The 25387-nt window shown below is 49.8% G+C and carries 27 protein-coding genes; 11 read left to right on the forward strand and 16 right to left on the reverse strand.

Translation table 11 applies throughout. The annotated features are described in order from the left end of the window. The first annotated feature begins 8 nt into the window (after window positions 1-8). A complete protein-coding gene (locus C8D98_RS02060; RefSeq protein ID WP_132871584.1) occupies window positions 9-491 on the forward strand; it encodes an RrF2 family transcriptional regulator in 483 nt (160 codons plus the stop codon). Between the two features lie 52 nt (window positions 492-543). Here C8D98_RS02060 and C8D98_RS02065 read toward each other — a convergent pair whose 3' ends face one another. The 14 genes from C8D98_RS02065 to leuA2 all read right to left on the reverse strand — a co-directional run bounded on the left by C8D98_RS02065 (window position 544) and on the right by leuA2 (window position 13425). Further along, on the reverse strand, window positions 544-915 hold the full coding sequence (locus tag C8D98_RS02065) for a pyridoxamine 5'-phosphate oxidase family protein (protein ID WP_132871586.1): 372 nt from the start codon (window positions 913-915) through the stop codon (window positions 544-546). Window positions 916-1033: 118 nt separating this feature from the next. Continuing rightward, window positions 1034-1456 carry a thioesterase family protein gene (locus C8D98_RS02070; protein ID WP_132871588.1) on the reverse strand — a complete coding sequence of 141 codons (423 nt, stop codon included), beginning with the start codon at window positions 1454-1456 and terminating at the stop codon, window positions 1034-1036. Window positions 1457-1760: 304 nt separating this feature from the next. After that, window positions 1761-2447, reverse strand: a complete 687-nt coding sequence (locus C8D98_RS02075; protein WP_132871590.1) for a FeoA family protein — start codon at window positions 2445-2447, stop codon at window positions 1761-1763. Then, window positions 2444-4546 (reverse strand): heavy metal translocating P-type ATPase, encoded by a 2103-nt coding sequence (locus tag C8D98_RS02080; RefSeq protein ID WP_132871591.1) that lies wholly within the window; start codon window positions 4544-4546, stop codon window positions 2444-2446. The genes C8D98_RS02075 and C8D98_RS02080 overlap by 4 nt, the downstream gene beginning before the upstream one ends. 2 nt (window positions 4547-4548) lie before the next feature. After that, window positions 4549-4746: a hypothetical protein gene (locus C8D98_RS02085; RefSeq protein WP_132871593.1), complete on the reverse strand. Its 198-nt coding sequence runs from the start codon at window positions 4744-4746 to the stop codon at window positions 4549-4551. 1 nt (window position 4747) lies between these two features. Continuing rightward, window positions 4748-5065: a YtxH domain-containing protein gene (locus tag C8D98_RS02090; RefSeq protein ID WP_132871595.1), complete on the reverse strand. Its 318-nt coding sequence runs from the start codon at window positions 5063-5065 to the stop codon at window positions 4748-4750. Continuing rightward, entirely contained in the window at window positions 5062-5394 is a 333-nt protein-coding gene (locus C8D98_RS02095) for a magnetosome protein MamC family protein (protein ID WP_132871597.1), read from the reverse strand. The genes C8D98_RS02090 and C8D98_RS02095 overlap by 4 nt, the downstream gene beginning before the upstream one ends. Beyond that, entirely contained in the window at window positions 5391-5918 is a 528-nt protein-coding gene (locus C8D98_RS02100; protein WP_132871599.1) for a hypothetical protein, read from the reverse strand. The genes C8D98_RS02095 and C8D98_RS02100 overlap by 4 nt, the downstream gene beginning before the upstream one ends. A 111-nt stretch (window positions 5919-6029) precedes the next feature. After that, window positions 6030-6326, reverse strand: a complete 297-nt coding sequence (locus C8D98_RS02105; protein WP_132871600.1) for an HMA2 domain-containing protein — start codon at window positions 6324-6326, stop codon at window positions 6030-6032. Further along, window positions 6319-8469, reverse strand: coding sequence for a heavy metal translocating P-type ATPase (locus C8D98_RS02110; protein ID WP_132871602.1), 2151 nt, complete (start codon window positions 8467-8469; stop codon window positions 6319-6321). Before C8D98_RS02110 ends, C8D98_RS02105 begins: the two co-directional genes overlap by 8 nt. Window positions 8470-8662: 193 nt before the next feature. Continuing rightward, window positions 8663-10030 (reverse strand): alanine/glycine:cation symporter family protein, encoded by a 1368-nt coding sequence (locus tag C8D98_RS02115; RefSeq protein WP_132871604.1) that lies wholly within the window; start codon window positions 10028-10030, stop codon window positions 8663-8665. A gap of 114 nt (window positions 10031-10144) precedes the next feature. Then, entirely contained in the window at window positions 10145-11296 is a 1152-nt protein-coding gene (locus C8D98_RS02120; protein WP_132872970.1) for an MFS transporter, read from the reverse strand. A 94-nt stretch (window positions 11297-11390) separates the two neighbouring features. After that, on the reverse strand, window positions 11391-12212 hold the full coding sequence (locus C8D98_RS02125; RefSeq protein ID WP_132871606.1) for a bifunctional transcriptional activator/DNA repair enzyme AdaA: 822 nt from the start codon (window positions 12210-12212) through the stop codon (window positions 11391-11393). Between the two features lie 46 nt (window positions 12213-12258). Then, on the reverse strand, window positions 12259-13425 hold the full coding sequence (gene leuA2, locus C8D98_RS02130; protein WP_132871608.1) for a 2-isopropylmalate synthase LeuA2: 1167 nt from the start codon (window positions 13423-13425) through the stop codon (window positions 12259-12261). Window positions 13426-13487: 62 nt separating this feature from the next. Here leuA2 and C8D98_RS02135 point away from each other — a divergent pair, with 62 nt between their 5' ends. Further along, window positions 13488-14276 carry an AraC family transcriptional regulator gene (locus tag C8D98_RS02135; RefSeq protein WP_165871153.1) on the forward strand — a complete coding sequence of 263 codons (789 nt, stop codon included), beginning with the start codon at window positions 13488-13490 and terminating at the stop codon, window positions 14274-14276. Here C8D98_RS02135 and C8D98_RS02140 read toward each other — a convergent pair. Further along, window positions 14263-14916: a (Fe-S)-binding protein gene (locus C8D98_RS02140; RefSeq protein WP_132871612.1), complete on the reverse strand. Its 654-nt coding sequence runs from the start codon at window positions 14914-14916 to the stop codon at window positions 14263-14265. The two genes, C8D98_RS02135 and C8D98_RS02140, sit on opposite strands and share 14 nt — an antisense overlap. Before the next feature lie 178 nt (window positions 14917-15094). Here C8D98_RS02140 and C8D98_RS13685 point away from each other — a divergent pair, with 178 nt between their 5' ends. Further along, window positions 15095-15256: a hypothetical protein gene (locus C8D98_RS13685; protein ID WP_165871154.1), complete on the forward strand. Its 162-nt coding sequence runs from the start codon at window positions 15095-15097 to the stop codon at window positions 15254-15256. Here the strand turns inward: C8D98_RS13685 and C8D98_RS02145 are convergent. Next, window positions 15249-16631, reverse strand: coding sequence for a sigma-54-dependent transcriptional regulator (locus tag C8D98_RS02145; RefSeq protein WP_132871614.1), 1383 nt, complete (start codon window positions 16629-16631; stop codon window positions 15249-15251). The two genes, C8D98_RS13685 and C8D98_RS02145, sit on opposite strands and share 8 nt — an antisense overlap. Window positions 16632-17690: 1059 nt before the next feature. Here C8D98_RS02145 and C8D98_RS02150 point away from each other — a divergent pair. The 8 genes from C8D98_RS02150 (at window position 17691) to C8D98_RS02185 (ending at window position 25381) form a co-directional block, all read left to right on the forward strand. Continuing rightward, window positions 17691-18059 carry a response regulator gene (locus tag C8D98_RS02150; protein WP_132871616.1) on the forward strand — a complete coding sequence of 123 codons (369 nt, stop codon included), beginning with the start codon at window positions 17691-17693 and terminating at the stop codon, window positions 18057-18059. Window positions 18060-18448: 389 nt separating this feature from the next. Continuing rightward, on the forward strand, window positions 18449-19297 hold the full coding sequence (locus tag C8D98_RS02155; protein WP_243640919.1) for a methyl-accepting chemotaxis protein: 849 nt from the start codon (window positions 18449-18451) through the stop codon (window positions 19295-19297). A 17-nt stretch (window positions 19298-19314) separates the two neighbouring features. Further along, the gene (locus C8D98_RS02160) at window positions 19315-19662 is read left to right on the forward strand and encodes an STAS domain-containing protein (RefSeq protein ID WP_165871155.1); all 348 of its coding nucleotides are present in this window, start codon (window positions 19315-19317) and stop codon (window positions 19660-19662) included. Further along, a complete protein-coding gene (locus tag C8D98_RS02165; protein ID WP_132871622.1) occupies window positions 19655-20020 on the forward strand; it encodes a response regulator in 366 nt (121 codons plus the stop codon). Before C8D98_RS02160 ends, C8D98_RS02165 begins: the two co-directional genes overlap by 8 nt. Window positions 20021-20023: 3 nt before the next feature. After that, on the forward strand, window positions 20024-22093 hold the full coding sequence (locus C8D98_RS02170) for a chemotaxis protein CheA (protein WP_132871624.1): 2070 nt from the start codon (window positions 20024-20026) through the stop codon (window positions 22091-22093). Window positions 22094-22107: 14 nt separating this feature from the next. Beyond that, window positions 22108-23988 carry a methyl-accepting chemotaxis protein gene (locus C8D98_RS02175; protein ID WP_132871626.1) on the forward strand — a complete coding sequence of 627 codons (1881 nt, stop codon included), beginning with the start codon at window positions 22108-22110 and terminating at the stop codon, window positions 23986-23988. Window positions 23989-24000: 12 nt separating this feature from the next. Next, the gene (locus C8D98_RS02180) at window positions 24001-24513 is read left to right on the forward strand and encodes a chemotaxis protein CheW (protein ID WP_132871628.1); all 513 of its coding nucleotides are present in this window, start codon (window positions 24001-24003) and stop codon (window positions 24511-24513) included. Continuing rightward, the gene (locus C8D98_RS02185) at window positions 24503-25381 is read left to right on the forward strand and encodes a CheR family methyltransferase (protein ID WP_165871156.1); all 879 of its coding nucleotides are present in this window, start codon (window positions 24503-24505) and stop codon (window positions 25379-25381) included. The genes C8D98_RS02180 and C8D98_RS02185 overlap by 11 nt, the downstream gene beginning before the upstream one ends. The last annotated feature ends 6 nt before the right edge of the window (window positions 25382-25387 follow it).

A 25387-nucleotide genomic window follows, 5' to 3' on the forward strand; every position in this document is an offset into this window, starting at 1 on the left:
GAGCTTTCATGCAGTTTTCTGTCGGTGTCGAATATGCGCTCCACTGCCTCTGCTACATAGGGCAGGAGAGGCCTGTGGGCGTTAAAGAACTTGCTGCGTTTCAGGGGATTTCCGAAACCTATCTTTCGAAAATGCTCACAAAACTCCGTAAGGCGGGGGTGGTTCGGTCTGTGTCCGGCGTAAACGGCGGCTATGAGCTGACCCGTCCGGCGGACGAGATAACCTTCTGGGATGTTGTTCAGGCAATAGAGGGCAGTTCGCCCCTGTTCCAGTGCGCAGAGGTGCGCCAGAACAATATAATAGTTGATAAGAATAACCTGCCGGATGCCTACTGCAAGGAACCCTGCCTCATAAAAGTCGTTATGCTGGAGGCGGAGGACAGAATGCGGGATTATCTGCGGAGCAAAACCATCGGCTGGCTGATGGGCGAGGTCAGGAAGAAGGTTGATCCGAAGCAGTTGAAGGATGCCGAAGAATTCTTTAAAAAATAATGCTGCCTAGAACTCTTCGGTTCTAAGCAGCATTTTATGTTTCATTTAAAAACTATACCGTCTGTTTCACAAGTTCAGGTTTAATTTCAAGAACCCTCGTAAGGAAAGGATATTTTTCTTTCATCATCTCATATTCAGCACCTTCGGCGAACAGTCTGGCCGTGCCTTCAAGTCTGAATCCTGTGCCCATTGCAAAAAGCCCCTGAACGTTCTTGCTGCCGAGGGTAACTTTTACTCTGCTGTTCACCGCAAGGTCGGCCTCTGTGCTGGTCATGCCTGCGGCGGGGATAAGAATGCGGCTGTCATCGGTTATGGTCAGATATGAGTTCCATGTGTTTACAATGTGGGGTTCGCCGCTGCCCCATGTAACGATTGATACCACGCCTTCGTTTTTAACTACTTCCAGAAATGTCTCGCTGAACATATTTTTCTCCTTAAAAGATATCGCAGATAGATGTTATCTGCGATTAAGATAGTATTAAAATATAAACAGGTCAACAGATAAAATGGTGCTATGTCTTTATTCGTCGGCGTAAGCCTGACTACGACGGTGACTGAGCCTTTTTTGCCACTCTCTGGTTAAAACGCTCAACGTTTATGGTGAACCTGTCGTGGCTTCCCTTGCCGATAAGCTCTTTTTCGTCGTATGCTTCCACATACCATGATGTCTTCTGGCCATCCACAGCCGTACAGCGGACTTTTGCCCGCACCTTCATCCCCACTGGGGTTGCGGCGCAGTGGGAAACATTGACATGCACGCCCACGCTGTGCTCGCCTTCATCCAGATGGGGTGCAAGAGCGTCCATGCATGCCCACTCCATGAAACCCACCATAAAGCCTGTGGCAAAGACCTCCGGCATAGTCCTGAAAAGCTCCGATTCCGGGTATAACTTAGGTACGGTCTTGTTTTCATTGACGGTGAACTCTATCTCGTGCTCAAGTTCGGCTTTAATGCTGTCTTTCATGGTTTTCCCTCCGTTAGATTGATTTAACTAATATCGGCCGTGTGTAAACGATTTGCAAGTATCAGAGGATATGTGAGGTTAAATCTTGAGATATATTTCGAAATTACTATAATTTGTCTGGCCGGGGTACGGGCTTTAGGCGCTCTGCGATGGTCTGAAATCGGAGATTTCGTCCAGTTAGCGTTGGGTTGACAATCGTGGAATTATGTACCGAAAGCCCGCTCGGGCACCCCGTTAAAACATGCCGCAGGGACATTGTTGAAAATGAATATCATTATCCGCTTGTGATATCAAGAGGAAAAATCTATTCTGCGGATATTTTTTCTGCCGTTGCTGCGGAGATGAACACCCGTAGACCCTCTGCGGTGCATATCACCATGTCCGGATAGTCGTCCAGATGGACTGATTTTCCTGTTTCGATTCCTTCGAGGTTCAGAACCGTTCCTTTCGATATACCGTTAACAGCCATTACTTCGCTGTATGTATCCTGACTTATCAGTTCTTTAACGGTGAAATCCCTGTTCTTTGATGCGAACGAGAACTGGCGGTTTTCTCCCAGAATGCATGCCGCATGAGCTTCGGACAGTCTGCATCTTGTCTTGTGACCCACCAGTGTGATGTATTCCATATGCGGAAGTTTTTTTATGACCTGAACAGAGTCTCCGTTCTTTATGCCAAGTTTCGTCATATCTTTTGAGTAGTTTCGGGGAACAACAACGGTGAACTCCGTGTTCAGCTCCTGTTCGTAGATGCTCCTCTTCTCGCCGGAGGGCGAACTGTAAAAAAGATGCCTCGCCATTGAGCCGCTGAGAGCAATGGTGGTTTCACCAATAGCCAGTTTCAGTGTGGCAAGCTCTATCTCGCCTCTGCCAACCTTGGAAACCAGACTTCCGGCAAAAATACCGTATGCGCCCAGCTTTCTGGCAAGTTCAGGTTCTTTGACCGATGTTATCCTGTAAAATCCGCCGCTTTTTGCTTCGGAAAGTTTCATTTTTGTCTCCCGCTCTGGGACAGGCTCAGAGCATAAAGCAGAGTGCCGAGTGTGGTTCCGTTGTGCAGAACAGCCGACTGGAGGGGGCTGATGCGTCCCATGACAGACAGCAGAACCGTCATTGTGTTTATACCTATATTTGCAACGGAAACCCGTTTGATAACCTTCATTGTTTTTGCCGCCGTGATGCGTGCGGTGACTATGCCCCTCAGGTCGTTGCGCAGAAGGATAACGTCCGAAGTCTCTCTCGCAAGGTCAGCCCCTTCGGGCATGCTTATGCCGACGTGTGCCGAAAGCAAAGCCGGAGCATCGTTCACTCCGTCGCCCACAAAGGCAATTTTGTGCCCTTCGGACTTGAGCCTGTTAACAACGCTCAGCTTGTCCTCGGGTTTCATTTCGTAGTAGACCTCTTTTATTCCCAGTTCTCCCGCAACGTGCATGGCGGTGTCCCTGTGGTCGCCCGTCAGCATAACGACCCTGCTGACCCCTCTCTTTTTCAGTTCTTTTATGACCTCTGCGGATTCTGCTCGGGGAACGTCCTTCAGGGCTATTATACCCGCCAGAACCCCGTCACATGCCACATAAAGAATGCTTCTGCCGGTTTTGCGCAGTGCATCCGCCGTTTCGTCTGCGGCGCAGCAGTCGATGTTCTCGTCGTCATGTATGAAATGGCGGCTGCCCGCCAGAATGTGCCTTTTGCCGACGTAGGCCGAAACCCCGTGTGCGATGATGAAGTCCACCTCCCCTGTCTCTTCCAGCGGTATGTTCCTCCGCTCCGCCTCTTTGACCACTGCGGAGGCTATGGGGTGGCTGTAATGCTCTTCGGCACTGGCGGCGGTTCTGAGAATCTCCCGTTCGTCCATGTCCGAAAAGCTGATAATATCTGAAACCTCAAGGGAGCCTTTTGTCAGAGTTCCGGTTTTATCGAAAATGATGGTGTCTATCTCCGCCATGTTTTCCAATGACTGCGCACCCTTTATGAAGATGCCCTCGGATGCGGCGCAGTACATGCTGGATTTGATTGCTGTTGGTGTCACCAGTTTCAGGGCGCATGAGTAGTCCACTGACAGAACCGAGGATGCCCTGCGGAAATCACGGGTGAGAAGCAGTGTAGCAAGGCCTATTCCGAATGTGACGGGAACCATGCGGTCTGCTATTTTGAAGGCCCGAACCTCGGTGTTGGATTTATTCTTAAGTGAGTTGTTGATGAATTTTGCAATTCTGGCGGTGGTGGTCTCTGCGCCCACCTTTCGGGCTTCTATGACCAGTCTGCCTTCGGCGACCACAGTTCCTGCGAAAACTTCGCTGTCGGGACCTGCGGTAACGGGCAGGCTCTCTCCGGTAACGGATGCCTGATTGATAAGGCCTTCGCCGCCTCTGACAATTCCGTCAACAGGGATCATCTCCCCTGCGCCGACAATCACCAGGCTGCCCACCAGAACTTCGCCCATGGCGACCTTTTTCTCTGTTTTGCCGTCCAGAATCCAGACGTATTCCACCTCGGGCTTTATAAGGCTTTTGAGCATCCTGTCGGATTTGTACTGGGTGGACGCTTCAAGATAATGCCCCAGATTAAGCAGGAAAGTTATTGAACCCGCAGTGAAATAATCCTTTCGAAGAAGAAGCATGGATATGACGGTGGCATCCAGAACCTCTACCTTGAGGCCTTCGTTCACCAGAGTGTCTATACCTTTCATAAGGACGGGAGCCGCTCCGGCAAATGTGAGCGGAGTGCGGAACCACTGAGGCAGAAACATCTTCGACAGCCACATGGAACCCGCCCAGTAAACGTTTATAAGGTCGGGTGAGTCCTGAATCTCCTCCTCCGCCTGAAAAACCGCATGGGAGAAGGTCTGAAGGGTTTTCAGCAGAACCTCGGTGATGTCTTTGTCCCTGTCGTGGCAGACCACGAGGGTGTTCGCCCGTTGGTTGACCCGAACGGATATCACCCCGCTGATGCATTCCAGTGTGGATTCCAGCAGGGTACAGTCCAGGGCGGGGTTGCCGAGCACCCCCGCCTTAAGACGTATCCTTCCATCGGTTTTGTGGGCTATGCCGACTTTTTCAAGTCCCGTTGAATAGGTTTTAAATCTTGTCATTCTCAGCTTCTTTTTTTATAAAGTGCCGTATGGTAAGCCGCCAGACCGATCAGGGCGAAACCCGCCGCCGTGTGTACTGTTCTGGCCGTCTTTCCCTTCTGAAACCCCGACACCACCAGAATACCCAGTGAAGCCGCCATGGCATATTTGGTGTATCTGCGCTTTATCTGCAAGGGTGACAGTTTTTTCTCTTCGGGCATGTTATTCGCCGCCCATTTCCGCCTGAACGTCACGGATCTGCTCTTTCAGCTCCTCCACTCCGCCCTGAAGTCCACCCCAGAGCTTAACCACACCCTTGACCAGTGCTTTTTTCACTGCGGGGTTGGTGAGGATGAGTGCGACGCCTGCGCCGATGACAAAGCCTTTAACGTATGAAGGCTCACGGAAGTTGAACCACTCTTTAACGTGGCTTGCGGCTGAGTGCTGGGGTGCATAAGGCTGCTGATAGTAGCCCTGCTGAGGCTGCTGGGGTGCGTAATACTGCTGCTGTGCGGGGTCGAAAGGCTGTTGTGTGCTCATGATAGATCTCCTTGTTCAGTTGTACATTCTTCTTTTGTGCATTCGCTTACTTTTGAATCCCAAAGATATTTCATTCCTGCGGAAACCACTGTGAAAGCCGCCAGAGAGGCGAAAAGTCCCAGACCGAGTGTTCCGGCCACAGCCGCTCCCGCTGCCGTGGCAAGTCCTGTTCCTGCCGCTTCCTTCACTGTGTTTTCAGCCGCTTTTTCTTTCGTCACTTTTCCGTCTTTAAAGTCTCTGTACTGTTTTGCGGCAGAGACTGCGCCGCCTATGACCGCTCCCGCAACTGCGCCTGCGGCCGCTGTTTTCACCAGAACATGCCTGCTCATATCTCTTCCTCCGTCTCTTCGGTAAACATTCCCGTCGCCTTGCCCAGAATATCTGTCAGTGCCGAACGGATAGATTCACTGCTTAAAAGCATTGCCACTCCTGCGCCCACCACAAGCCCCTTCATAAAGTCGCTTCCTGTGGCATTCACCATCCTGCTCACCTCCGAAAGCTGGGGGTTGTTCTCGATCATCTGCCCGAACATGCCGAAAAGCCCGTTCATGGGGTCTTCCTGCCCCTGTCCGTGGCATTCGTCATGGTGCGGCGGCTGCTGCTGATGATGATGAAACTGCGGGGGATAGGGCTGATATCCGTACTGAGGCGGATACGGCGGATAGCCGTATGGCGGGTACGGAGGCATCTGGGGCGGGTAGGGTGCATAGCCGTACATGGGCTGAAATCCCTGCGGGGGATACATATAGGGGTTATAGTATCCGTTGGCATAGGGGTTTGTTTCCGGCTGTGCTCCCGCTGTGTTTTCTGTTTCCTGTCCGGGTGTTGTTTCGTTTATCTCGTTTTCTTCCACAATACCCTCCTTTATGTTTTTAGTTTGTATGCTGTTTAAAATCCGGTTGAGATTCTGCACCCTGCGGGCTCAGAATGACGACTAACGTCACCCTGAACGGAGCGAAGGGCCTCATTTTATAAACTCTTCGTATTTTTTAAGTATTGCCAGACTCTCCCCATCTGATGCTCCCAGCAGAACAGCCATATCCTGCGGCTTTATCACCGCCGGGTCATAGCGCAGAACAACGGAGCGGGCGAGCATGTTCACCCTTTTGTCCAGAACTCCGGGGATGGATGCGCTTATCTCCTCCAGCCTCTTGCTGACGGGATCTTTCAGAATGGCGGGGTCGACCTTTAGCCGTATACGCCCTTCCACATGGTGCACCACAGAAACGTACTTTTTGACCGCCAGAAGTTCCTCAATCATTTTTGTCCTCTCCGTTATAGGTTATGAGTCTGGATGAATTTGCCATTATCCCGCCTGTGTGGACAATGTGCAGAAGTCCCGCCATTAAGGGGTTCAGCATGCCCACCGCACCGAGCACGGCTCCTGCGGCGTTTGTTGATGTGGCGATGGTAAAGTTCTGATTTATTATTGTTTTGGTTTTTTTGCTCAGCTGTCGCAGGAAGACTATTTTGTTCAGATCGTCATCCACAAGGGCAATATCCGCCGCTTCCACTGCAACATCAGATCCGGCCGCACCCATTGCGATGCCAAGGTCGGACTGGGCAAGAGCCAGTACGTCGTTTATTCCGTCGCCTATCATTGCGACCTTGTGGTCCTTCTGGATCTGGCGGATGATGTCCGCCTTGTCCTGCGGCAGAACGGAGTAGTGACATTCGTCAAAACCCAGACGCTGTGCCAGAGGTTCTGCGGACTGTCGTTCGTCCCCTGTTACCATTATCAGGTTTTTCACACCGTCTTTGCGCAGAGTTTCGATCATCTCCGCAACTCCCTCTTTGTCTTTGGTCTGCACAGAGAGGATTCCCAGAAGTCTGTTTCCTTCTGCAACGTAAAGAACGCTTTTGCCCTCGTTCGCCCAGAGTTCGGCCTTTTTTGCAACGGTTCCGGTTTTGATTGAAAACCTGTCCATGAGCTTTCTGTTGCCCACGCACACAGTGCCTTCCGCAGTGTCGGCCGCAACACCCATGCCCAGAATGGTTTCGCATACGGCGTGGTCGGGTTTTTCCAGACAGTAGGACTCCGCCTTTTTGCGGATGGCCGCCGCCATGGGGTGGCGGTTGTGCAGTTCTGCGGCGTATGCACGCATCAGCACATCCTGCTCCGAGAAGCCTTTAAGGGCATGAACGTCTATAACTTCGGGCATGTCAGTTGTGATGGTGCCCGTTTTGTCGAAGCAGAATGATTCCTGTTCTCCCGCATCCTCAAGATATCTGCCGCCTTTGATAAGCACGCCCTTTGATGCGGCGTTGCCTATGGATGCGCTCACTGCGGACGATGCCGCCAGAGCCGTTGCACAGGGACAGGTCATGACCAGCATCACCGAAAGGGTTCTGGACAGGTTACGGGTGAGAAGCCATGTTCCCGCCGTCATGATGAGGCCGATGTTAACCAGTTTTTTTGCCAGTCTGTCCGCCTCAAGCTCGATTGGGGCTTTGTTTTCCAGCGATGTCTCCACCGCCGCCAGAATGCGTGAAAGGTATGTGCTGTCGCCCACCCTGTCCGCACGGATGTATATCAGCCCGTCCTGAACGTAGGTTCCGGCGTAGACTGTGTCTGATTTAACTTTATGGATGAGTTCCTGTCTGCCGTTTATGGGAGCCTCGTTAACCATGGCCTCTCCACGGATAATCTCACCGTCGACAGATATCTTTTCGCCTGTGCGGACTATCACTGTTGACTGAGGCTCAATGCGCTCAACGGGAACTTCAATCTCACGCCCGTTGACGAGGATGAAGGCTGTTTTTGCGGTGACATCCAGAATGCTCTTGATAGAGGTTCGGGATTTTTCGGTGATATGCTCCTGCATAAGCTCTGCGCCGCTGTTGACCCAGAGAATTTCAAGGGCGGTCATGGTTTCTCCGCCCAGCAGTGCCGCACCGATACCCGCTCCCAGAAACGAATCCAGACCTATCTTTTTATCTTTTATGCTTTTTGAGACCGCAGAATAGACAAGGGGAGCGGCGAAGAACGCCGTAAACATCCACATGGGGCTGAAAAGTGCCTGAGAAAACGCACGTCCGAGGAACCGCTTTGATATGAAAGATGCGCCCGCTGCAACTGACAGGGCAGTAAATTCAGATTTTCTGGAGAGCAGTGCCAGGCTGTCCTTTGCATCGTCGCATGCGCAGTCGGCCTTTGCAGACTGTGAGACTGTCAGGGGTGCGGGCTTGATGCTCACCACCAGATTGACAATGTCCGAAACCGACAGAGAGTCGCTTTTGTATTCCACAATAAGGCTGGCGCACTTGCGGTTGCACCGGACAGATTTTATTCCGTTTTTTGATGATAGAACGCTGACTATGGACGAACAGAGGTTTTGCTCTGACCGCAGTACAGGATATTTTAATCTGACCCTTTCGGGGGATGATGAGACAATCTTTAACACACTAACCGTCCTGCGCGTCCCATGCCCGAAGGAACGCAGATTCGTCAATGTGTCAACCCTAACGCTTATTTAATGTTAAGCACCGCAGATGTGAAAAGTCAACGCTTTTTCTGGATTGAAATTGAATATCAGTAATAACTTAGAAAGAAAAAAGGCGGCCTGATAGGTTCAGACCGCCTTGTAAAGGATAGGATTATTTTTTTAAAGTTGCAAAATAGTCTTTCGTTTCAGAGATAACAACGGAGGACAGACCCAGAAGACCTATAAGGTTTGGCAGAGCCATAAGTCCGTTGAAAATATCTGACAGCAGCCACACAATGTCCAGTTTCGCCATTGCGCCGACACCGATGAAAAGGATGAAAATGTATCTGTAGGGCTTGATTGATTTAACGCCGAACAGGTATTCCATGGCTTTTTCACCATAGTAGCACCAGCCGAGGATGGTTGAGTATGCGAACAGCGCAAGGCTGATTGCCACGATAACCGGACCTGCGGAGAAACCGAGAGAGAATGCGTGGTTTGTGAGAGCCGCACCGTTTTTGCCTACGTCCCATGCGCCTGTGCAGATGAGCACCAGACCTGTCATTGTGCACACAACGAGTGTGTCGATGAAAGTCTGCGTCATTGATACCAGAGCCTGAGCAACGGGGTGTTTTGTGCGCGCCGCTGCCGCTGCGATGGGTGAGCTTCCCAGACCGGATTCGTTGGAGAAAACGCCTCTGGCAACACCCATGCGGATGGCAAGCATAACGCTTGCACCTGCGAAACCGCCCGAAGCGGCTGAGGGAGAAAATGCCTTTTCAAAAATGAGGGCGAATGCTCCGGGGATGTTCTCTGCGAATATTACAAGGATGATAATTGAGCTGACGATATAGAAAATGATCATCACGGGAACCAGAACGCTTGTGACCCTTCCTATTGCCTTGATCCCGCCGAGGATAACAAGTGCGCTGAAAATCATCAGAATGATACCCGTTACATAGGTGGGTACGCTGAAGGTGTGGTTAAGTGCGTCTGCAACCGAGTTTGCCTGAACCATGTTCCCGATTCCGAATGAAGCAACCACAGCGAACACCGCAAAGAGTGCGCCCAGTTTTTTCCAGCCGAGACCGTTTGAAATGTAATACATAGGGCCGCCGCTCATGTTGCCGTTTTCGTCAACCTCACGGTATTTAACTGCGAGAACTGCCTCTGCATATTTTGTGGCCATTCCCACAAGACCTGTGACCCACATCCAGAACATTGCGCCGGGACCGCCGATTGCAATTGCGGTTGCCACGCCTGCGATGTTTCCTGTTCCCACTGTTGCGGACATAGCCGTCATCAGTGCCTGAAAGTGTGAGATATCGCCGGGTTCGTCGTCGGCCTCTTTGCGTTTGACGAGAGCCAGCCAGAGTGCGTAGAAAAGTTTTGTAAACTGAAGAAATTTAAGACTGAAGGTGAGGTAGATACCTGTTCCCACCAGAAGCACAAGGAGCGGAACACCCCAGACGAAGCCCCCGATGGCATTTAATATGTTCTCAAACTGTTCCAAAATAAATCCTCCTGTATTTGGCTGCATTGAACTTAGCATTAATTATTGAAAATCTCAATAGATTATGGGGTGTGAATATGATTGATGAATAGGTCTTTATTCGTGTTGCTGTATGGTGAAAATAAATTCGGTTAAGTTTTGCTAAATGCTGTTTTCCCTTATGGGCAGGTTTATCAGTGCGGCGAATGACGCAAGTGCAATGTCAAGATACCACATCCAGAGGTAGTTCCCGTCGTGAGCCATGAACAGCCCGCCAAGCCACGCTCCCAGGAACCCGCCTATCTGATGGGAGAGAAGGGTCAGGCCGAAAAGAGTGGCCAGATATTTCGTTCCGAAGAGTTTGCCAACCAGTCCCGCTGTGGGAGGAACGGTTGCAAGCCATGTGAATCCGAGAAAGGCGGCGAAAACATAGAATGTCAGCGGTGTTTTGGGAGAGACCAGATAGACAGCTATCATAAGTGCACGGCTGGCATAGAGAGCGGCAAGAATATATTTCATCTTCATTCTGGATCCGAGATGTCCCGCAAAAAGGCTTCCGGCTATGTTAGCAAGTCCGATTATTGATATGGACATGGCCGAAACAGCCGCCGAATGTCCGCAGAGTGCCACCTCGCCTGGCAGATGGGTGACAAGGAAGGCGATGTGGAATCCGCATGTGAAAAAGCCAAGATGCAGGCATATGTAGCTGTGGTTTCTTGTGGAATCCATTATCTGCCGCCAGAGTCCCGTTTCCGGTTCCGCCGCTGCGGCAGGTGCCGGTTTTCCCCGCAGTTTCAGAGCCATAGGTATGGTGAGAAGTGCTGTTGAGGCCAGAGAGACCATGGAAACTATAATGCCGAATCCGCTGATGAGAGCCTGAGCCAAGGGGGCGAAGATGAACTGGCCGAATGAGCCTCCGGCGTTTATGAATCCCCCTGCAAAAGCCCGTTTTTCAAGCGGAAGCTGTCTGAGTGTTGCTCCTATGAGAATGGAGAAACTGCCTGCGCCGGCTCCTGCCGCCGTCAGTATTCCCAGTGTGAGAACCAGTCCCCAGCCGGATTTTGCGAAAGGGGCAAAGGCGAGACCCGCAAAGAGAAGAAGTGCACCCAGAACTATCACACCGAAAGAACCCCTTTTGTCCGCAACAGCGCCGAAGATGGGCTGTGAGAGTCCCCACATGAACTGACCAACCGCCAGCGCAAAGCTGATTGAGACTATGTCCAGACCCGATCTGTCGCTGATTGGGGCTACAAAAAGCCCCAGAGACTGGCGTGCGCCCATGGTGATTGCCAGAATGCCTGCCGAAGCCAGCATTACAGGCCAGATTGAAACTGCGGGTTTGGACTGCAAGGGATACTCCTGAAAGTTGATTCGTGTATATACACTTGGCAGGCGGCGGTGTCAATTTTTATGTGCGTGATTCGTATGCTATCATTGCCTTTTTGCGTTCAGTTCCCCAACGGTATCCTGTAACTGCTCCCGTCTCCCTGAGCACCCTGTGGCAGGGGATAAGATAGCCTATGGTGTTGCGCCCCAGAGCGGAGCCGACCGCACGGGATGCGGAGGGATTCCCTATCAGATGGGCAACGTCGGAGTAGCTTATCAGCGTGCCTTCCGGCAGGATAAGTATTGCGTTCCAGACCCTGAGCTGAAAATTTGTGCCCTTCATGAAAACTTTTATGGTGTCGCCTTTGGAAGGATGAAAAATCCTGTCAGCTGTTGCCTGAGCCAGATTATTATCCGGTGAAAATTCCGCATTGACCCAGTTGGCTTTCAGAATCGACAGCTCCCGCTCCGGTGATGTTTCATGCAGGAAAGAGAGCCAGCAGATACCTCTTGGTGTGATTCCCAGAAGCGACGTTCCGAATGGTGTTTCCGCAAGCCCGTAGGTGATGGAAAGCCCTTTGCCCATTGTTCCGTATTCGCCGGGGGTGACGGCTTCCGATGTCACAAAAAGATCGTGCAGTCTGGATGGACTGCTTAAGCCCGATTCCAGTGCGGCTTCCAGCACCGGACGGGATGAATCAAGCAGTTTCTTTGCGTTTTGCAGTGTGAGGCATTGGAGAAATTTCTTCGGGCTGATCCCTGCCCAGTCTGAAAAAAGTCTCTGAAAATGAAAAGGGCTTAAAGAGAGATGCGCCGCTATTTCGTCCAGGGAAGGCTGTTCGTCCCTGTGGGCATCAATGTATCTTATAGCCCTTTCAATTCTGTCATAATCGCCTGTTTTCATACGGATAACATACAGTCTGAATCCTCAGTTTTCCACCCGATTCTTGCTATATTCCTGAGTAAATCTCAAGTATCCGCTCCGCCGGAAGCTCGCCCTCCTTTTCCGAAACCGATTTGAAAATTCCAAGTATCTCGGAGGCTCTTTCCTCGGAGATCTCTATACCGGATGCGGAGAGTATTTCGACCAGAGCCGAACGCCCCGATTGGCTTGTGAAACCCAGTCTGTCGTTATGCTCTATGCCGATCTCGCTGAAATTCATGGGTCTGTATGCTCCCTTTGCCATGCTTTTTGTCTTTGCCGCACCGTCCTGATGTATGCCGCTACGGTGCATGGTGACCTCTTTTCCGAAAAGGGGTGCTTTCGGGTGGATTGGGGTGTCCGAAAGTTCTGCTATGCGGGTGGCTGTCTTTGCAAACAGCTTCATATTCAGCCCTGTGCCGGTTCCGCAGTTGTTCAGTACGGCGGCAATTTCGAACAGGTTGGCGTTGCCCGCTCTTTCCCCTATTCCGTTGAGACATGTTTCAATCTGCACCGCACCCGCAAAATAGGACTCAACCGATGTTGCAGTCGCCATGCCGAGGTCGTTGTGGCAGTGGACTGATGCCATAACACGCTTCGGGAGTCTGCCGACAACCCGCTCGACCATGTCAGTGAAGAGCTTCGGGCGATATCTTTCCACTGTGTTGGGCATGTTGATTATATCTGCCCCTGCTTCACAGCACCTGAGAAAAGTTTCTGTAACAAAGTCTATATTCTCCATGCAGTCCCCGAAGTGTTCGGCTGTGAACTGTACCTCGCCTCTTTCTCCCAGAAGCGACCTCGCATATGAGACTGCGCTGACTGCAAGCTCCCGAACTTTAAGAGGAGGCATCCGGAGCACGTTCTCCATTGTGAAAGGGCTCAGAGCCAGAACTATATGTATTCTGGGATTTGCCGCACAGGCTATGCTTTCGTGTGTGGTTTTAATATCGTTCTGCACCGCACGGGTGAGTGCGCCTACCACCGCCTGACTGTCTGCTGATTCCGCCAGTGTTCTGCATGTGTCAAAATCCATTTGTGATGCCGAAGGGAAGCCTGTCTCTATGCGTGAAACACCTAGTTCTCTCAGCAGACCGAACACCTCCAGTTTTTCTTGAAGACTCCATGGTTTCGCAAGGGACTGGTTGCCGTCTCTGAGGGTCGTGTCGTGGAAAACAGGTGTTTTATGTGTCATTTTATTCCTCCGTGGAGCATTATAGACTTGCGGCGGAATAAAAATCTAACGATAATATGACTATGAATACCGATAAACTGACAAGTTTTGCCCCTGTTGAAACTGGGTATATAATCGACAGCCGAAGACCTGCGATAGCATATGAAGCTGAGGTGGTTAATCCTGTCTGTGCCGATGCCCACAGCCACCCCAGAGCGCAGCTTATCTATGCCAGTTCAGGCGTAATGAGGGTGCGCACAGAGGACGGCATGTGGGTTGTGCCGCCAATGCAGGCTGTATGGATTCCTCCGTATGTGGAGCATCAGGTGGATTTCCCGGGGTGTGTGCTCCTTAGAAATCTTTTCTTTGACCCTTCATGTGCAGACAATCTCCCTGAAAAATGTTTTGTTCTGACCGTTACTCCTCTTCTTCGGGAATTGATAGCAAAATTCTGTAAAACGTCTGAACCGGAAAGGCATGAGAGGCTTTCTGCCGTGATAATCGATGAGATCAACTCTGCCGATGAGGAGCCGTTGTGTCTTCCTGCGGCTTCGAGTCCTTCTCTGGTGAAGATCATGGAGCATCTGGAAGCAGACCCTGCCTGCCGTATGACCGTTGACGAGTGGGCGGCAAAGGCCAACACCAGCGGGCGGAATTTTGCCAGAATTTTCCTTAAAGAGACAGGAATGACATTCGGGGCATGGCGGTTACGGCTGAAGATAATAAAGGCCATACAGATGGCCGACAGCGGCAGATCTGTGACTGAGACTGCGCTTGATCTGGGGTATCAGAGTATCAGTGCGTTTATAGAATCGTTTCGCAAAGAGACCGGATATACTCCTTCAAGGTATCTCAGATCTAATGGCTGCTGATAAAATCCGTTATCTGTCTGTGCCATTCGTCTGGGTCGCACTCGCCCACGGGTGACTGAACGCCGAAAAGCAGATCGGGAAGATAACGTGGTTTTTTGCCGCCGTTTGCAACAGCTTTAACGCAGGAGACGCAGTATACCGCAACATCCTCGGCGGGCATTTCGTCGGCACGTTCTTTCATTTTTTCTATGACCTGCTCTTTGGGGAGCACACCGTAAAAGCTGTCGCCGCAGCATTTGCCGTTCGTTTTTGTGCGTTCGGGTTCCACAGGTCCGATATTCATTTTTTTAAGCAGAGAGCGGACGGTTTCGTGCATTGCTGAGTATTGCCTTGTGGGGCATGCGTCCAGAACGGCCATTTTCATTCCGCCGTAGTCGGGGAATATGAAATCCGGGTCACGGTCTATAAGATCCCACAGGGTAATGGCGGATACCCCTTCGTAAAGTGTGTCGTATCTTTTTACGCATCCTGAACAGACGCAGACTATCTTCGTTTCTTCACCGAACTCCGGCTTGTGGTGACAGCAGGTGGTGTGGATATCCTCTATGTTGTATCTGCGGAAAAGATAGGCCGATATCTTCTCGCCCAGTTCGGGGTTAAGGATGAAGAGTGCACAGCCCGGTGCGAATACTGTTTTCATATGCTTTTCTCCTGCTTTATTTTCAGACAGATTACAGCTTATCCGCTCATGTTTCCACCCGATTCTTGCGGAAAAAAGAATGATGCGAAAAGTCCCGTGGGATATAGTGCGGCGGTGCCTTACGGTTCCAGTTTTCTGTTGACATCGGCTGTCTTTCTGATAGTTAAGATGTTCTGATATGGAAGGTGCAGAGATGAATACCGAGCCTGAGATCAAAAAAGACCCGGCAGAAACTTCTGAAGACCTGCCCATTGGGCACAAGGACGACGACTACAACGGAAAGCTTATGTTCATGCTTCTTGTGGTGGTAATACTTGCCGTCCTTATATACGTCATCTGAGTCTGTTCTTCAGCTGCTTGTGCAGTGCCTGTCTTGTTATGCCCAGAATTTTTGCTGCGGCGCTGATGTTCCCTTTGACAGAATCTATTGCCGAAGCGATCAGCATCGCCTCCATCTCTCTGAGTGTGGGGAAATTCCCTGCGTATGAGAACTGCCCGTTAAAATATTCCCTCGCTGCCGTTCTCGGGTCTATGTCGTGTCTGCGCATGAAAGCGTTCAGCTCTTTGCGGGTGACGTTTTCTCCGCCTGTGATCATGGCCAGATCGTTTATGATCGCCTGAAGCTGCCGGACGTTTCCGGGAAAGCTGTAGCTCTCCAGAACCTCCTCCATTCCTTCGGGAAGCTGTTCGGTTTCGGCATATCCTGCCTCTTTCAGAGCCTTATTGTAAAACCTGAGGGCGAGAATGCCTATATCGTCCCTGCGTTCTCTGAGGGGAGGTATGCTCACACAGTGGGTGGAAAGCCTGTACAGCAGATCCTGACGGAAACTTCCCGCCTTCACCTTGTGCTTAAGGTTGACGCTGGTCGCCGCTATTATCCTGACATCCGCCAGAACGTTCCTGTCGGTTCCCAGAGGCATGTAAACCTTTTCCTGAAGCAGCCGCAGGAGTTTTATCTGTGCCGATTCGTTCAGATCGCCTATCTCATCCAGAAAAAGCGTTCCCTTCTCCGCTTCGGCCACCAGCCCCTTTCTGGCTTTGTCAGCCCCTGTGAAGGCTCCTTTGGCGTGTCCGAAGAGGGTGTCGGTGAACATAGTGTCGTCAAGTCCGGAGATGTTCACTGCAACATACGAACCGCTCCGTCCGCTTGCCTTGTGAACCGCTTCGGCGAAAAGCTCTTTGCCCACACCCGTTTCACCGGTTATGAGCACCGGAAAACTGCTTTTTGATACGGAAGCAAGATATTGAAGTATATTCTTCATCTTTTCATCACGGGTGATGATGTTTCTGAAGGCGCTGCTTTCGCTTTTCAACCCTGTGTAAAGTCCGAAATCCGTTGACTGGATCTGGTAAGCATTCAGGGCGCTGTGGTATGCGGTTTTAAATCTTGTGAAGTCTACGGGTTTCATAATAAAACTGACCGCCCCCTTGCGTATGCATCTGACCGTAATGTCCGAGTCGCTGTTCTCTGCAAGCATAACAACGGAAGCGGCCGGATATTTGTGCCGGACAACGTCAAGGATATCCTCACCGCTGTAGTACGGCATTTTTGTGTCCACCATAATGATCTTCGGTCTGAACCTGTCCAGTGACCGCATAAAATCTCTGGTGTCGTTCAGAACCGTATAGGCCGAAACACCAATGAGATTCAGATACTCCCTGTACTGGTCGGTCAGTGCTTTTTCATCATCAATTATAATTACTTGTGTGTTCATATCTGAGTATGGCGAAGATCTGTCCGGGTGATCTCCGCATCGTTCCCCTTTTATAAAAAACTATGTCCACTTTAATTTAAGCCGTTATCGTAAATCACCGGAAAACAGACCCTTTTTGAGCAGTCTGCAAATGTCCTGTTGTGTCTGCTGCCGGGAGCATGTTTCGGCAAAGCAATTATGGATACCTCAGGGCAATAATTACTTTATTATCCTCCTTTTCAAGCCCTGAGATACAGCTTTTTATGCTTTTTTACATCTAAAATTGTTTAACTTTAGATGTATAGCATGGCAACGGACAATATCCGCAGCGATAAAACGGTTTCGTGGATTCCCGCATATGAACCAAACCTTATGCCAATAACTCAGCATACATGTAATTTTTCTGTAAAAACTGATGTTGAGATTGTTCGCATAATGTCACTTTTGCGTAATATAATTATTTTATATCAGTTATATACACGCTCTAAAAACAATGTTCTAGTGTGCAAATTTTTTAGCATATAATTTCATCGGGACGATATTGGCTCTGTTTTTTCGCCTTATCACAGCAGTTTAAAATCTGCCGTTCTGTTCTTTTGTCATGAATTGCTCAAGCTGATGCATAAGTGCGCAAAACGCACAGAAATTCACTTAACTGCAATAGTTTAGTGTTTGAGGGTTTTTAGCTGGATGATTTGCCGGAAAATCGGCGGATGATACTCACTTGAGTATCGAACTTATGGCGGTGATGCAAATCATTATACTAAAAACCTTGTATATATTGTGCTCCGGAATGTTTTCAAACCATTTTCTGGTCAGTCTGCCGGAGCCGGTCTGCTGCTTGTATATTATATTACCTGCCGGGCTCTTCGTCCATATTAATTTCGATATAGACTATAATTACACTCCGGAAAAAATGTGTAAGTGTAAATTATATTTACAGACACATTAAAACCCATGACTGGCATGCCTTCTGAGTCAGATGTCAATATATCTTTACAGTACCCTTCTTCTGGAACCCCGATAACCGTATGGTGATTCTGTGTAATTTTCTGGCATTAGACTTGCCAGTAGCACAGAATGAAAAAGCGGGTCTTATTTGTCGGGGATGAGGAGATTTTCCGCATTGCCCTGAGAATAGCTCTTAAAAGGAAGAAGATAGACCTTGTTGCCGAAGCCGACAGGTCGCTTAAAAACTTAATACCTGCACTTGACGTTAATGACTTTTACGATCTTCTAATTATAGACATATCTATGCCTGAAATGTCGGGTATAGACGTACTTGAATATTTGACTCAGGAAAAAAAAGATATTCCGGTGATAGCCATCACAGACCACATGCACCACGATCTAAGATTTTTCTGCTCCGGAATCCGGAGCATAAGAATAATTCAGAAGCCTTTTGACCAGAACGAACTTATTGGCGAAGTACTGAAACTGCTCGACTAAATGCAAGACAAGGAGCCGGTTAAATGATTTTATTCAGCAGAACGAAACTTACAGTTCTCATTATTCTTATAATATCTCAGGCCGCAGTGATCTGCTTTCCCTCGCTGACCCTCAGATTTATCTTTAGTACGATAATTTTTGCACTAACCGCCCTGTCTCTGAGGGCGCTTGTCTCGGACGGAATGAAGAATCTGCGGGCGGATATCGAGGGTAATCTGCACTCTCAACTGGAAAGGATAAATACCGGTCTCGTGCCAGTCAGCGGTGTTGTCCGTGACTATTCGGCCATTCTTACTGTTTTTCAGGAACAGCTTAAAAGGGTCATTGCCGACAGCGAAGAGGCCAACAACATCATTTCGGACAATTTCAGCGGAATAATCGACAAGGCCATGGCTCAGTCAGATGATGCCGGCCGTGCTCTGGAGAGCTTTACTGTGGGACAGACCGGAGCCTCCAGCGGAAACTTTGTTGAAACAAACCGCAGTACTCTGGTCAACGTTATCAATGAGCTGGAACAAACTGGCGACTATTCCAGACAGACAAACGAACAGCTTGCTCAGGTGATAAGCGAGATTCAGGGGATAAAGGTCATTGTTTCAAACGTTGAATATATCGCCGACCAGACAAATCTTCTGGCTCTGAATGCCGCAATAGAGGCGGCAAGGGCGGGTGAACACGGCAGAGGTTTTGCCGTTGTTGCCGACGAAATACGCAAACTTTCGGAAAAATCAAACCAGTTCGCAATGGAGATCCGCCGTGCGGTGGACGACATTGCCGGAAAGATAAACACCATACACGATAAATCCGTGGATGATTTCAAAAACATTCAGCATGTCTCTGCAAGATCTCACAACGACGTTGATTCGGCACTTAACTGTCTGGACAGAGCCATTGAGGAGTCCAACAGGATAATGGACGGACTTCGCCAAAGCTCCATGGGGCTTGCGGAGGATATCAACAGAATGGTGGTTTCAATGCAGTATCAGGACATAAACAGGCAGAGGCTGGAGCACGTCATAGACCCTATGGAGATAATGAAAGAGGATCTCAGCCGTATCTCCATGGGACTTAAGGACGTTTCGAACATGGACTTCAGCAGGGAGCTTAAGGACCTGAACGAGCATGTGAAGCTTATTTATACAATGGAATCCGAAAGACACGTCATGCAGAACAATAGTGCCGGCAGGGCGAGTGTTAAGGATGCTTCCGCAAGAACGGACAATGTGGAACTATTCTGAAATTAAGGGGGATTGAAGTGAACATAGAGGAAAAAGTGACGGACGGAAGGGTCGTTATACGGGTTTCAGGCGCACTTACCGTCGGCAATGTGGTGGAGCTGCACTCGAAGCTTAGAGAGCTTCTGAACACTGCAGATGCGGTTGAGATGGAAATAGGCGAAACCCGAGATGCTGATCTGACATTTTTACAGCTTCTCTGTTCGGCGCACAGAGCTTTCGTAGCCAGAAATAAGCGGTTCACCGTTACTGGACTTAAAAACGATCTACTCAGTCGTGAGAACTTTTCCGGATTCACAAGGGAACGAGGCTGCACAAGAGACAAATGGAGTGACTGCGCACTGATGAAGGAGAAGACCAATGTCTAAAACAATTCTTACTGTAGATGATTCGGCAAGTATACGTCAGATGGTCAAGTTCACCCTCACCAAAGAGGGCTATGCAGTTGTGGAGGCGTCGGACGGAAAGGATGCGCTGGCAAAGATCGCAGGGAAGAAGATCGACATGGTCGTAACGGATCTTAACATGCCGAACATGGACGGAATAACACTGATAAAAGAACTGAGGGCTAAGCCCGAGTTCCGTTTTACTCCCATAATAATGCTCACGACAGAATCACAGGACAGTAAGAAGAGCGAGGGCAAAGCCGCAGGTGCCACCGGATGGATCGTTAAACCTTTTCAGCCGGAACAGCTGGTGTCGGTAACGAAAAAAGTATTGGGGTGACATATGTCCGCAGACATGCATCAGCAGGTCTTTATTAACGAGGCAACCGAACTGCTGCAGGAGTTGGAGCAATCCCTTCTGGAACTGGAGGACGATCCGTGCGATCAGGAACTGATAGCCCGGGTTTTCCGTGCCATGCACACCATAAAAGGCTCAGGGGCAATGTTCGGATTCGAGCATATCGCTTCTCTGGTGCATAGCATAGAGACCGTTTACGACATGGTGCGAAACGAAGCAATCTGTATTTCCAGAGAGATGCTGGACTACTCGCTGAAGTCATGCGATGTCATCAGGGAGATGCTCACCGATACGAACATGAAGGCGGATTCGCCTCTGGCTCTGGAAATTGCTGCATTTTTCGGAAAGGCCGCAAATGTTATAAAACAGGAACCGAAAGCCGCTGCGGCTGGACCCGTTTTAAAAACAAAGGGCAGCATGGCGACCTACAGAATCACTTTCAAACCCAACAAGAACATTCTTCTGCAGGGTAGCAATCCCACTCTGCTGATAAACGAGCTGAAGGAGATGGGCAAGGCATCTGTTGTGGTATACACGTCCGATGTTCCCGATCTGGAAGAGCTTGAACCTGACTTTTGTTATATTTCATGGGATGTTATCCTGACCACGGATAAGTCCGAGGATGATATCCGTGACGTTTTTATATTTGTGATGGATGAATGCGACCTGACGGTAACTCTGGCAGACGACCTTTCGGGAGAGGATGCTCCCGAGAAGCGTATCGGCGAGATACTTATGCAGAGGGGATATCTCAGTCAACAGCAGCTGAACGAGGTGCTGAATGAGAAGAAATTCCTCGGTCAGCTTATGGTGGAGAAGGGAATAGTCTCTCCGGAAGAGCTGGATTCGGCTCTGGTGGAGCAGGCACACATAAAAAACGTTCGTGCCCAGAAGAGTGCCGCAGCAGAAGCTGCCTCTTCAATCCGTGTTCCTTCTGAAAGGCTCGATGCGCTGGTAGATCTGGTGGGCGAACTGGTGACTGTTCAGGCAAGACTCAGTCAGGTAGCGGGCAGCCGCAACGATGCGGATATGCTGAAGGTTGCGGAAGAGGTTGAGCGTCTGGTCTGGGATCTGCGTGACAACACAATGAGCATCCGCATGCTTGAGATAGGCTCCACATTCAGCCGCTTCAAAAGGCTGGTGCGTGACCTCTCGCAGGAGCTGGGCAAAGAGATCGAGCTTGTGACCTTCGGCGGCGAAACCGAGATAGACAAGACCGTAATAGAGAAACTCGGCGATCCGCTGGTGCATCTTATCCGCAACAGCATCGACCACGGAATAGAGCTTCCTGCTGACAGGGTGGCGGCGGGCAAGCCTGCCAAAGGGCATATTACCCTTCAGGCGAGCCACTCCGGCGACAGCGTTCTCATAGAGATAGTGGACGACGGGCGCGGGATCAACAAACAGGCTGTTCTGAACAAGGCAAAGTCCAAAGGACTGATAGCCGAGAATGCCGAACTCTCAGACAAAGAGATATTCGAACTGATATTTGCATCGGGATTTTCCACTGCTGAAGCTGTATCCAGCGTTTCCGGCCGTGGCGTCGGCATGGATGTTGTCCGCAGAAACATAGAGGCTCTGCGGGGAACCATAGATATCAACAGCGTTCAGGGAGTGGGAACATCAATCTCATTGAAACTGCCGCTCACTCTGGCAATCATAGACGGTCTTCTGGTCAGCATCGGAAACCAGTTCTTCATCATACCACTTTCAATAGTTAACGAGTGTATCGAGTTTCGTCCGGCTGACAACAAAAGCCAGTCCGGAAGACGCATCATCATGGTGCGCAACGAACTGATCCCTTATGTGCCGCTTCGCAGCTTCTTCCACATGACAGGAGAGGAACCGGAGATTCAGCAGATAGTTATCATAAGTGTTGACGGACGAAGGGTTGGCTTTGTGGTGGATAGTGTTGTGGGAGACCACCAGACGGTTATCAAATCTCTCGGCAAAATGTTTAAGGAAATTGACTGCATATCGGGTGCGTCGGTGCTTGGCGACGGCTCGGTTGCGCTCATTATAGATATTTTAAAAATATACGGCGACATAGGTTAAAAAGAGGAGGCTTTATGTTTAAGAATCTCAAGATCGGAATGAAGCTGCTGATCGGATTCGGGCTTGTGATAGCCCTTCTGCTGATCGTGGGAATAGTATCCTATAACGGCATGAACGTGGTTCTGAAAGGAGCGAAATACTCCGATGCTCTGGCTACAATGACCATCCAGTTCAAAGATGCCAGACAGCAGGAAAAGAACTTCGTCATCAGAGGGGACAATGCTTCTGTCGAAGCTGTTTCGGCTGCAATAGCTGAACTCAGCAAAACAGTTGAGGCCACCAAAGAGTTCACAAACGAAACTCAGGATGCGAAACTTACTGAAATAATGAAGGCTGTGGAAGAATACCACACAATCTTTGAAAGCTATGTAACTCTGCACAAGGAAAAGCAGAGAGCCTTCGACGAAATGGCTGCCGAGGGAGCTAATATCAGCAACAAACTTATGCAGATGACATCGACTCAGGTTTTTGGTGATTTTGCACTGGTCAGGGTCAAGTTCAGAGACCTTTATTTTACAGGAAATCTTGACCTTATCGCAGATATTGACAAAGGTATCGCCAGTGTCAAATCCGGTGCGGCATCCATTCCGGAGATAGTTACCGAGCTCGATTCATACAGACAGAATATAGAAACAGTAATTAAAACAGTCAAAGCACAGAATGATACCGACAAGGCAATGATTGAGGCAGGAAGAGAGGCTCAGAGACTGGCATCGGAAGAGAACGACGCCAGTACGGGAGCAATGCTTTCTGCGTTTCAGTCAGCAATCACGGTCATGATAATCATCATCATAGTTGCAGTGATTGTGGGCATTATAGCGGCAATGGTTATAACCAAAGGTATCACAGGCCCCGTTACGAAAGGTGTTGAGTATGCGAAAGAGCTTGCAAACGGCAACCTTGATGCGAAGCTCGATATCGACCAGAGAGACGAGGTCGGTCAGCTTGCCACAGCGCTTAAAGCTATGGTTGAAAAACTTAGAAGCATCATAACCGACGTCCGCACATCATCCGACAACGTTGCCGCAGGAGCCAGAGAGCTTTCCAGCGCAGCTCAGGATATGTCGCAGGGCGCAACGGAACAGGCCGCCAGCGCAGAAGAGGCATCAGCCTCTATGGAAGAGATGGCGTCCAACATAAACCAGAACGCAGACAACGCTCTTCAGACAGAGAAAATAGCTCTGAAATCATCAACCGATGCGAAGGAAGGCGGAGATGCGGTTCAGAAAACAGTGAAAGCGATGAAAGAGATAGCGGACAAGATATCAATCATCGAAGAGATAGCCCGTCAGACCAACCTCCTCGCTCTTAACGCTGCAATAGAGGCAGCCAGAGCAGGCGAACACGGCAAAGGTTTTGCAGTGGTTGCTTCCGAGGTTCGCAAGCTTGCAGAGCGCAGCCAGGAAGCGGCAAGAGAGATCAGCGACCTTTCATCCACCAGTGTGGATATTGCTGAAAAGGCCGGACAGCTTCTTAACCAGATTCTGCCCGACATTCAGAAGACGGCGGAACTTGTTCAGGAGATAACCGCAGGCAGCAGCGAAATGCGCACAGGCGGCGAGCAGATAAACTCTGCCATACAGCAGCTTGACCAGGTGATCCAGCGCAACGCAGGGGCATCAGAAGAGATGGCAGCCACGGCTGAGGAACTCTCCAGCCAGTCCGATGCACTTCAGCAGGCGATCTCATTCTTTAAAATGAGAAGCGACGGCGGTTCGTCCGACAGATATTCAGGGGCAAAGAAGACGGCAAAAAAGCCCTCTCCTGTGAAGCATTTTGAAAAACCGGTATTCCTTCATAACGAAGGCAAATCTGTTAAAAAGGATGGCGAAGGGATAGACCTTGATCTTCGTGACATCAGAAAAGACCACGACTCCGACTTCGAAAGTTTTTAAGGGCGGTGTCTGATGGAAGAGAAAATAAACGGAAAGGGCGGCGCCAGCAGTCAGGTGCTGACCTTTAAACTGGCAGACGAGGTTTACGGGGTGGACATTATGTCCGTTAGGGAGGTTCTTGACTTCTCCAGCGTGACAAAGGTTCCCCACACGCCCGACTTTATGGTGGGTGTTATAAATCTTCGGGGCAACGTTGTCCCTGTGGTGGATCTTAAGAAAAAGTTCAGACTGGGCGACACAGTGAGAACGGTCAACACCTGCATCATCATTGTTGAGGTGGAGGTTGACGGCGATTCCACAGTGCTGGGCGCACTGGCGGATTCGGTTCAGGAGGTGGTTGAGTTTGAACACGAGACCATCGAGGATGCACCGAAAATAGGTACACAGCTGAACACTGCATTCATAGCGGGTATGGCGAAGCGGGAGACCGGATTTGTCATAATCCTGAATGTGAACGCCGTGTTTTCTATGAACGAGATAGGCTCATATACAGTGGCTGCGACAGAAACGGCGGTTGAAAGTTAAAAAACCTATGGACTCTGAAGCCTCAAACGACAGTATTTACTGTCAGAAACTTACAAACGCTGAATTTGCGCAGATTCAGGACTACATTCAGAAAAACTGCGGAATAAGACTCCCCGTCACCAAAAAAAACATGGTGGAGGGGAGGCTCCGCAGGAGACTGAAAACACTGGGGATGGGGTCATATTCTGAATATCTTTCTATGGTTTTCGAGGGTGAAGACCACTTGGCAGAGCAGGAGAAGCTCAGCCTCATCGATGTGATAACCACAAATAAGACGGACTTTTTCCGTGAACCTAAGCATTTCAGCTATATGAACGATGTCCTTCTGCCTCAGCTGGAGGCCGAAGGAGCCGGAACCAAGCGATGTCTGAACGTATGGAGTTCAGCCTGTTCCACAGGCGAGGAACCTTACACCATTGCCATGGTTCTGGCGGAATATTTCGGAGTGGACGGAGATTTTCGTGTGTTTGCAAGCGATATAAGCTATTCGGTGCTGGAAAGGGCTATCAACGGGGTTTATACAGAGGAGAAGGCGCAGGATATTCCGCTGAGCCTTAAAAAGAAATATCTTATGCGCTCCAAAAGCAGGAACGGTCTGGTGCGCTTTAAGCCTGAGATAAGGGAGAAGGTTACATTCGGCAGACTGAACCTCATGGATAACAATTATAACCTTCCGGTTATAATGGATATGACTTTCTGCCGGAATGTAATAATATACTTCGACACGGAAACACAACAGAACATAATAAACAAGATTTGCCGGTACATTATGCCGGGCGGTAATTTATTTTTGGGACACTCTGAATCCGTGCATGGCATGAACCTCCCGTTGGAGGTGATCGTGCCCACAATATTCAGAAGGAAATAAGAATTG

The organism is Seleniivibrio woodruffii, from assembly GCF_004339245.1.
In the GTDB taxonomy this organism is placed as follows: Bacteria; Chrysiogenota; Deferribacteres; order Deferribacterales; family Geovibrionaceae; genus Seleniivibrio; species Seleniivibrio woodruffii.

Coding starts and splice junctions, on each gene's coding strand:
- C8D98_RS02090 (WP_132871595.1), bottom strand. CDS start 5,065: ATGAGCACACAACAGCCTTTCGACCCCGCACAGCAGCAGTATTACGCA.
- C8D98_RS02150 (WP_132871616.1), top strand. CDS start 17,691: ATGAAAAAGCGGGTCTTATTTGTCGGGGATGAGGAGATTTTCCGCATT.
- C8D98_RS02155 (WP_243640919.1), top strand. CDS start 18,449: ATGGCTCAGTCAGATGATGCCGGCCGTGCTCTGGAGAGCTTTACTGTG.
- C8D98_RS02075 (WP_132871590.1), bottom strand. CDS start 2,447: ATGAAACTTTCCGAAGCAAAAAGCGGCGGATTTTACAGGATAACATCG.
- C8D98_RS02145 (WP_132871614.1), bottom strand. CDS start 16,631: ATGAACACACAAGTAATTATAATTGATGATGAAAAAGCACTGACCGAC.
- C8D98_RS02080 (WP_132871591.1), bottom strand. CDS start 4,546: ATGACAAGATTTAAAACCTATTCAACGGGACTTGAAAAAGTCGGCATA.
- C8D98_RS02170 (WP_132871624.1), top strand. CDS start 20,024: ATGTCCGCAGACATGCATCAGCAGGTCTTTATTAACGAGGCAACCGAA.
- C8D98_RS13685 (WP_165871154.1), top strand. CDS start 15,095: ATGGAAGGTGCAGAGATGAATACCGAGCCTGAGATCAAAAAAGACCCG.
- C8D98_RS02095 (WP_132871597.1), bottom strand. CDS start 5,394: ATGAGCAGGCATGTTCTGGTGAAAACAGCGGCCGCAGGCGCAGTTGCG.
- C8D98_RS02070 (WP_132871588.1), bottom strand. CDS start 1,456: ATGAAAGACAGCATTAAAGCCGAACTTGAGCACGAGATAGAGTTCACC.
- leuA2 (WP_132871608.1), bottom strand. CDS start 13,425: ATGACACATAAAACACCTGTTTTCCACGACACGACCCTCAGAGACGGC.
- C8D98_RS02065 (WP_132871586.1), bottom strand. CDS start 915: ATGTTCAGCGAGACATTTCTGGAAGTAGTTAAAAACGAAGGCGTGGTA.
- C8D98_RS02175 (WP_132871626.1), top strand. CDS start 22,108: ATGTTTAAGAATCTCAAGATCGGAATGAAGCTGCTGATCGGATTCGGG.
- C8D98_RS02135 (WP_165871153.1), top strand. CDS start 13,488: ATGAATACCGATAAACTGACAAGTTTTGCCCCTGTTGAAACTGGGTAT.
- C8D98_RS02165 (WP_132871622.1), top strand. CDS start 19,655: ATGTCTAAAACAATTCTTACTGTAGATGATTCGGCAAGTATACGTCAG.
- C8D98_RS02115 (WP_132871604.1), bottom strand. CDS start 10,030: ATGCAGCCAAATACAGGAGGATTTATTTTGGAACAGTTTGAGAACATA.
- C8D98_RS02140 (WP_132871612.1), bottom strand. CDS start 14,916: ATGAAAACAGTATTCGCACCGGGCTGTGCACTCTTCATCCTTAACCCC.
- C8D98_RS02105 (WP_132871600.1), bottom strand. CDS start 6,326: ATGATTGAGGAACTTCTGGCGGTCAAAAAGTACGTTTCTGTGGTGCAC.
- C8D98_RS02120 (WP_132872970.1), bottom strand. CDS start 11,296: ATGCTGGCTTCGGCAGGCATTCTGGCAATCACCATGGGCGCACGCCAG.
- C8D98_RS02060 (WP_132871584.1), top strand. CDS start 9: ATGCAGTTTTCTGTCGGTGTCGAATATGCGCTCCACTGCCTCTGCTAC.
- C8D98_RS02125 (WP_132871606.1), bottom strand. CDS start 12,212: ATGAAAACAGGCGATTATGACAGAATTGAAAGGGCTATAAGATACATT.
- C8D98_RS02180 (WP_132871628.1), top strand. CDS start 24,001: ATGGAAGAGAAAATAAACGGAAAGGGCGGCGCCAGCAGTCAGGTGCTG.
- C8D98_RS02085 (WP_132871593.1), bottom strand. CDS start 4,746: ATGCCCGAAGAGAAAAAACTGTCACCCTTGCAGATAAAGCGCAGATAC.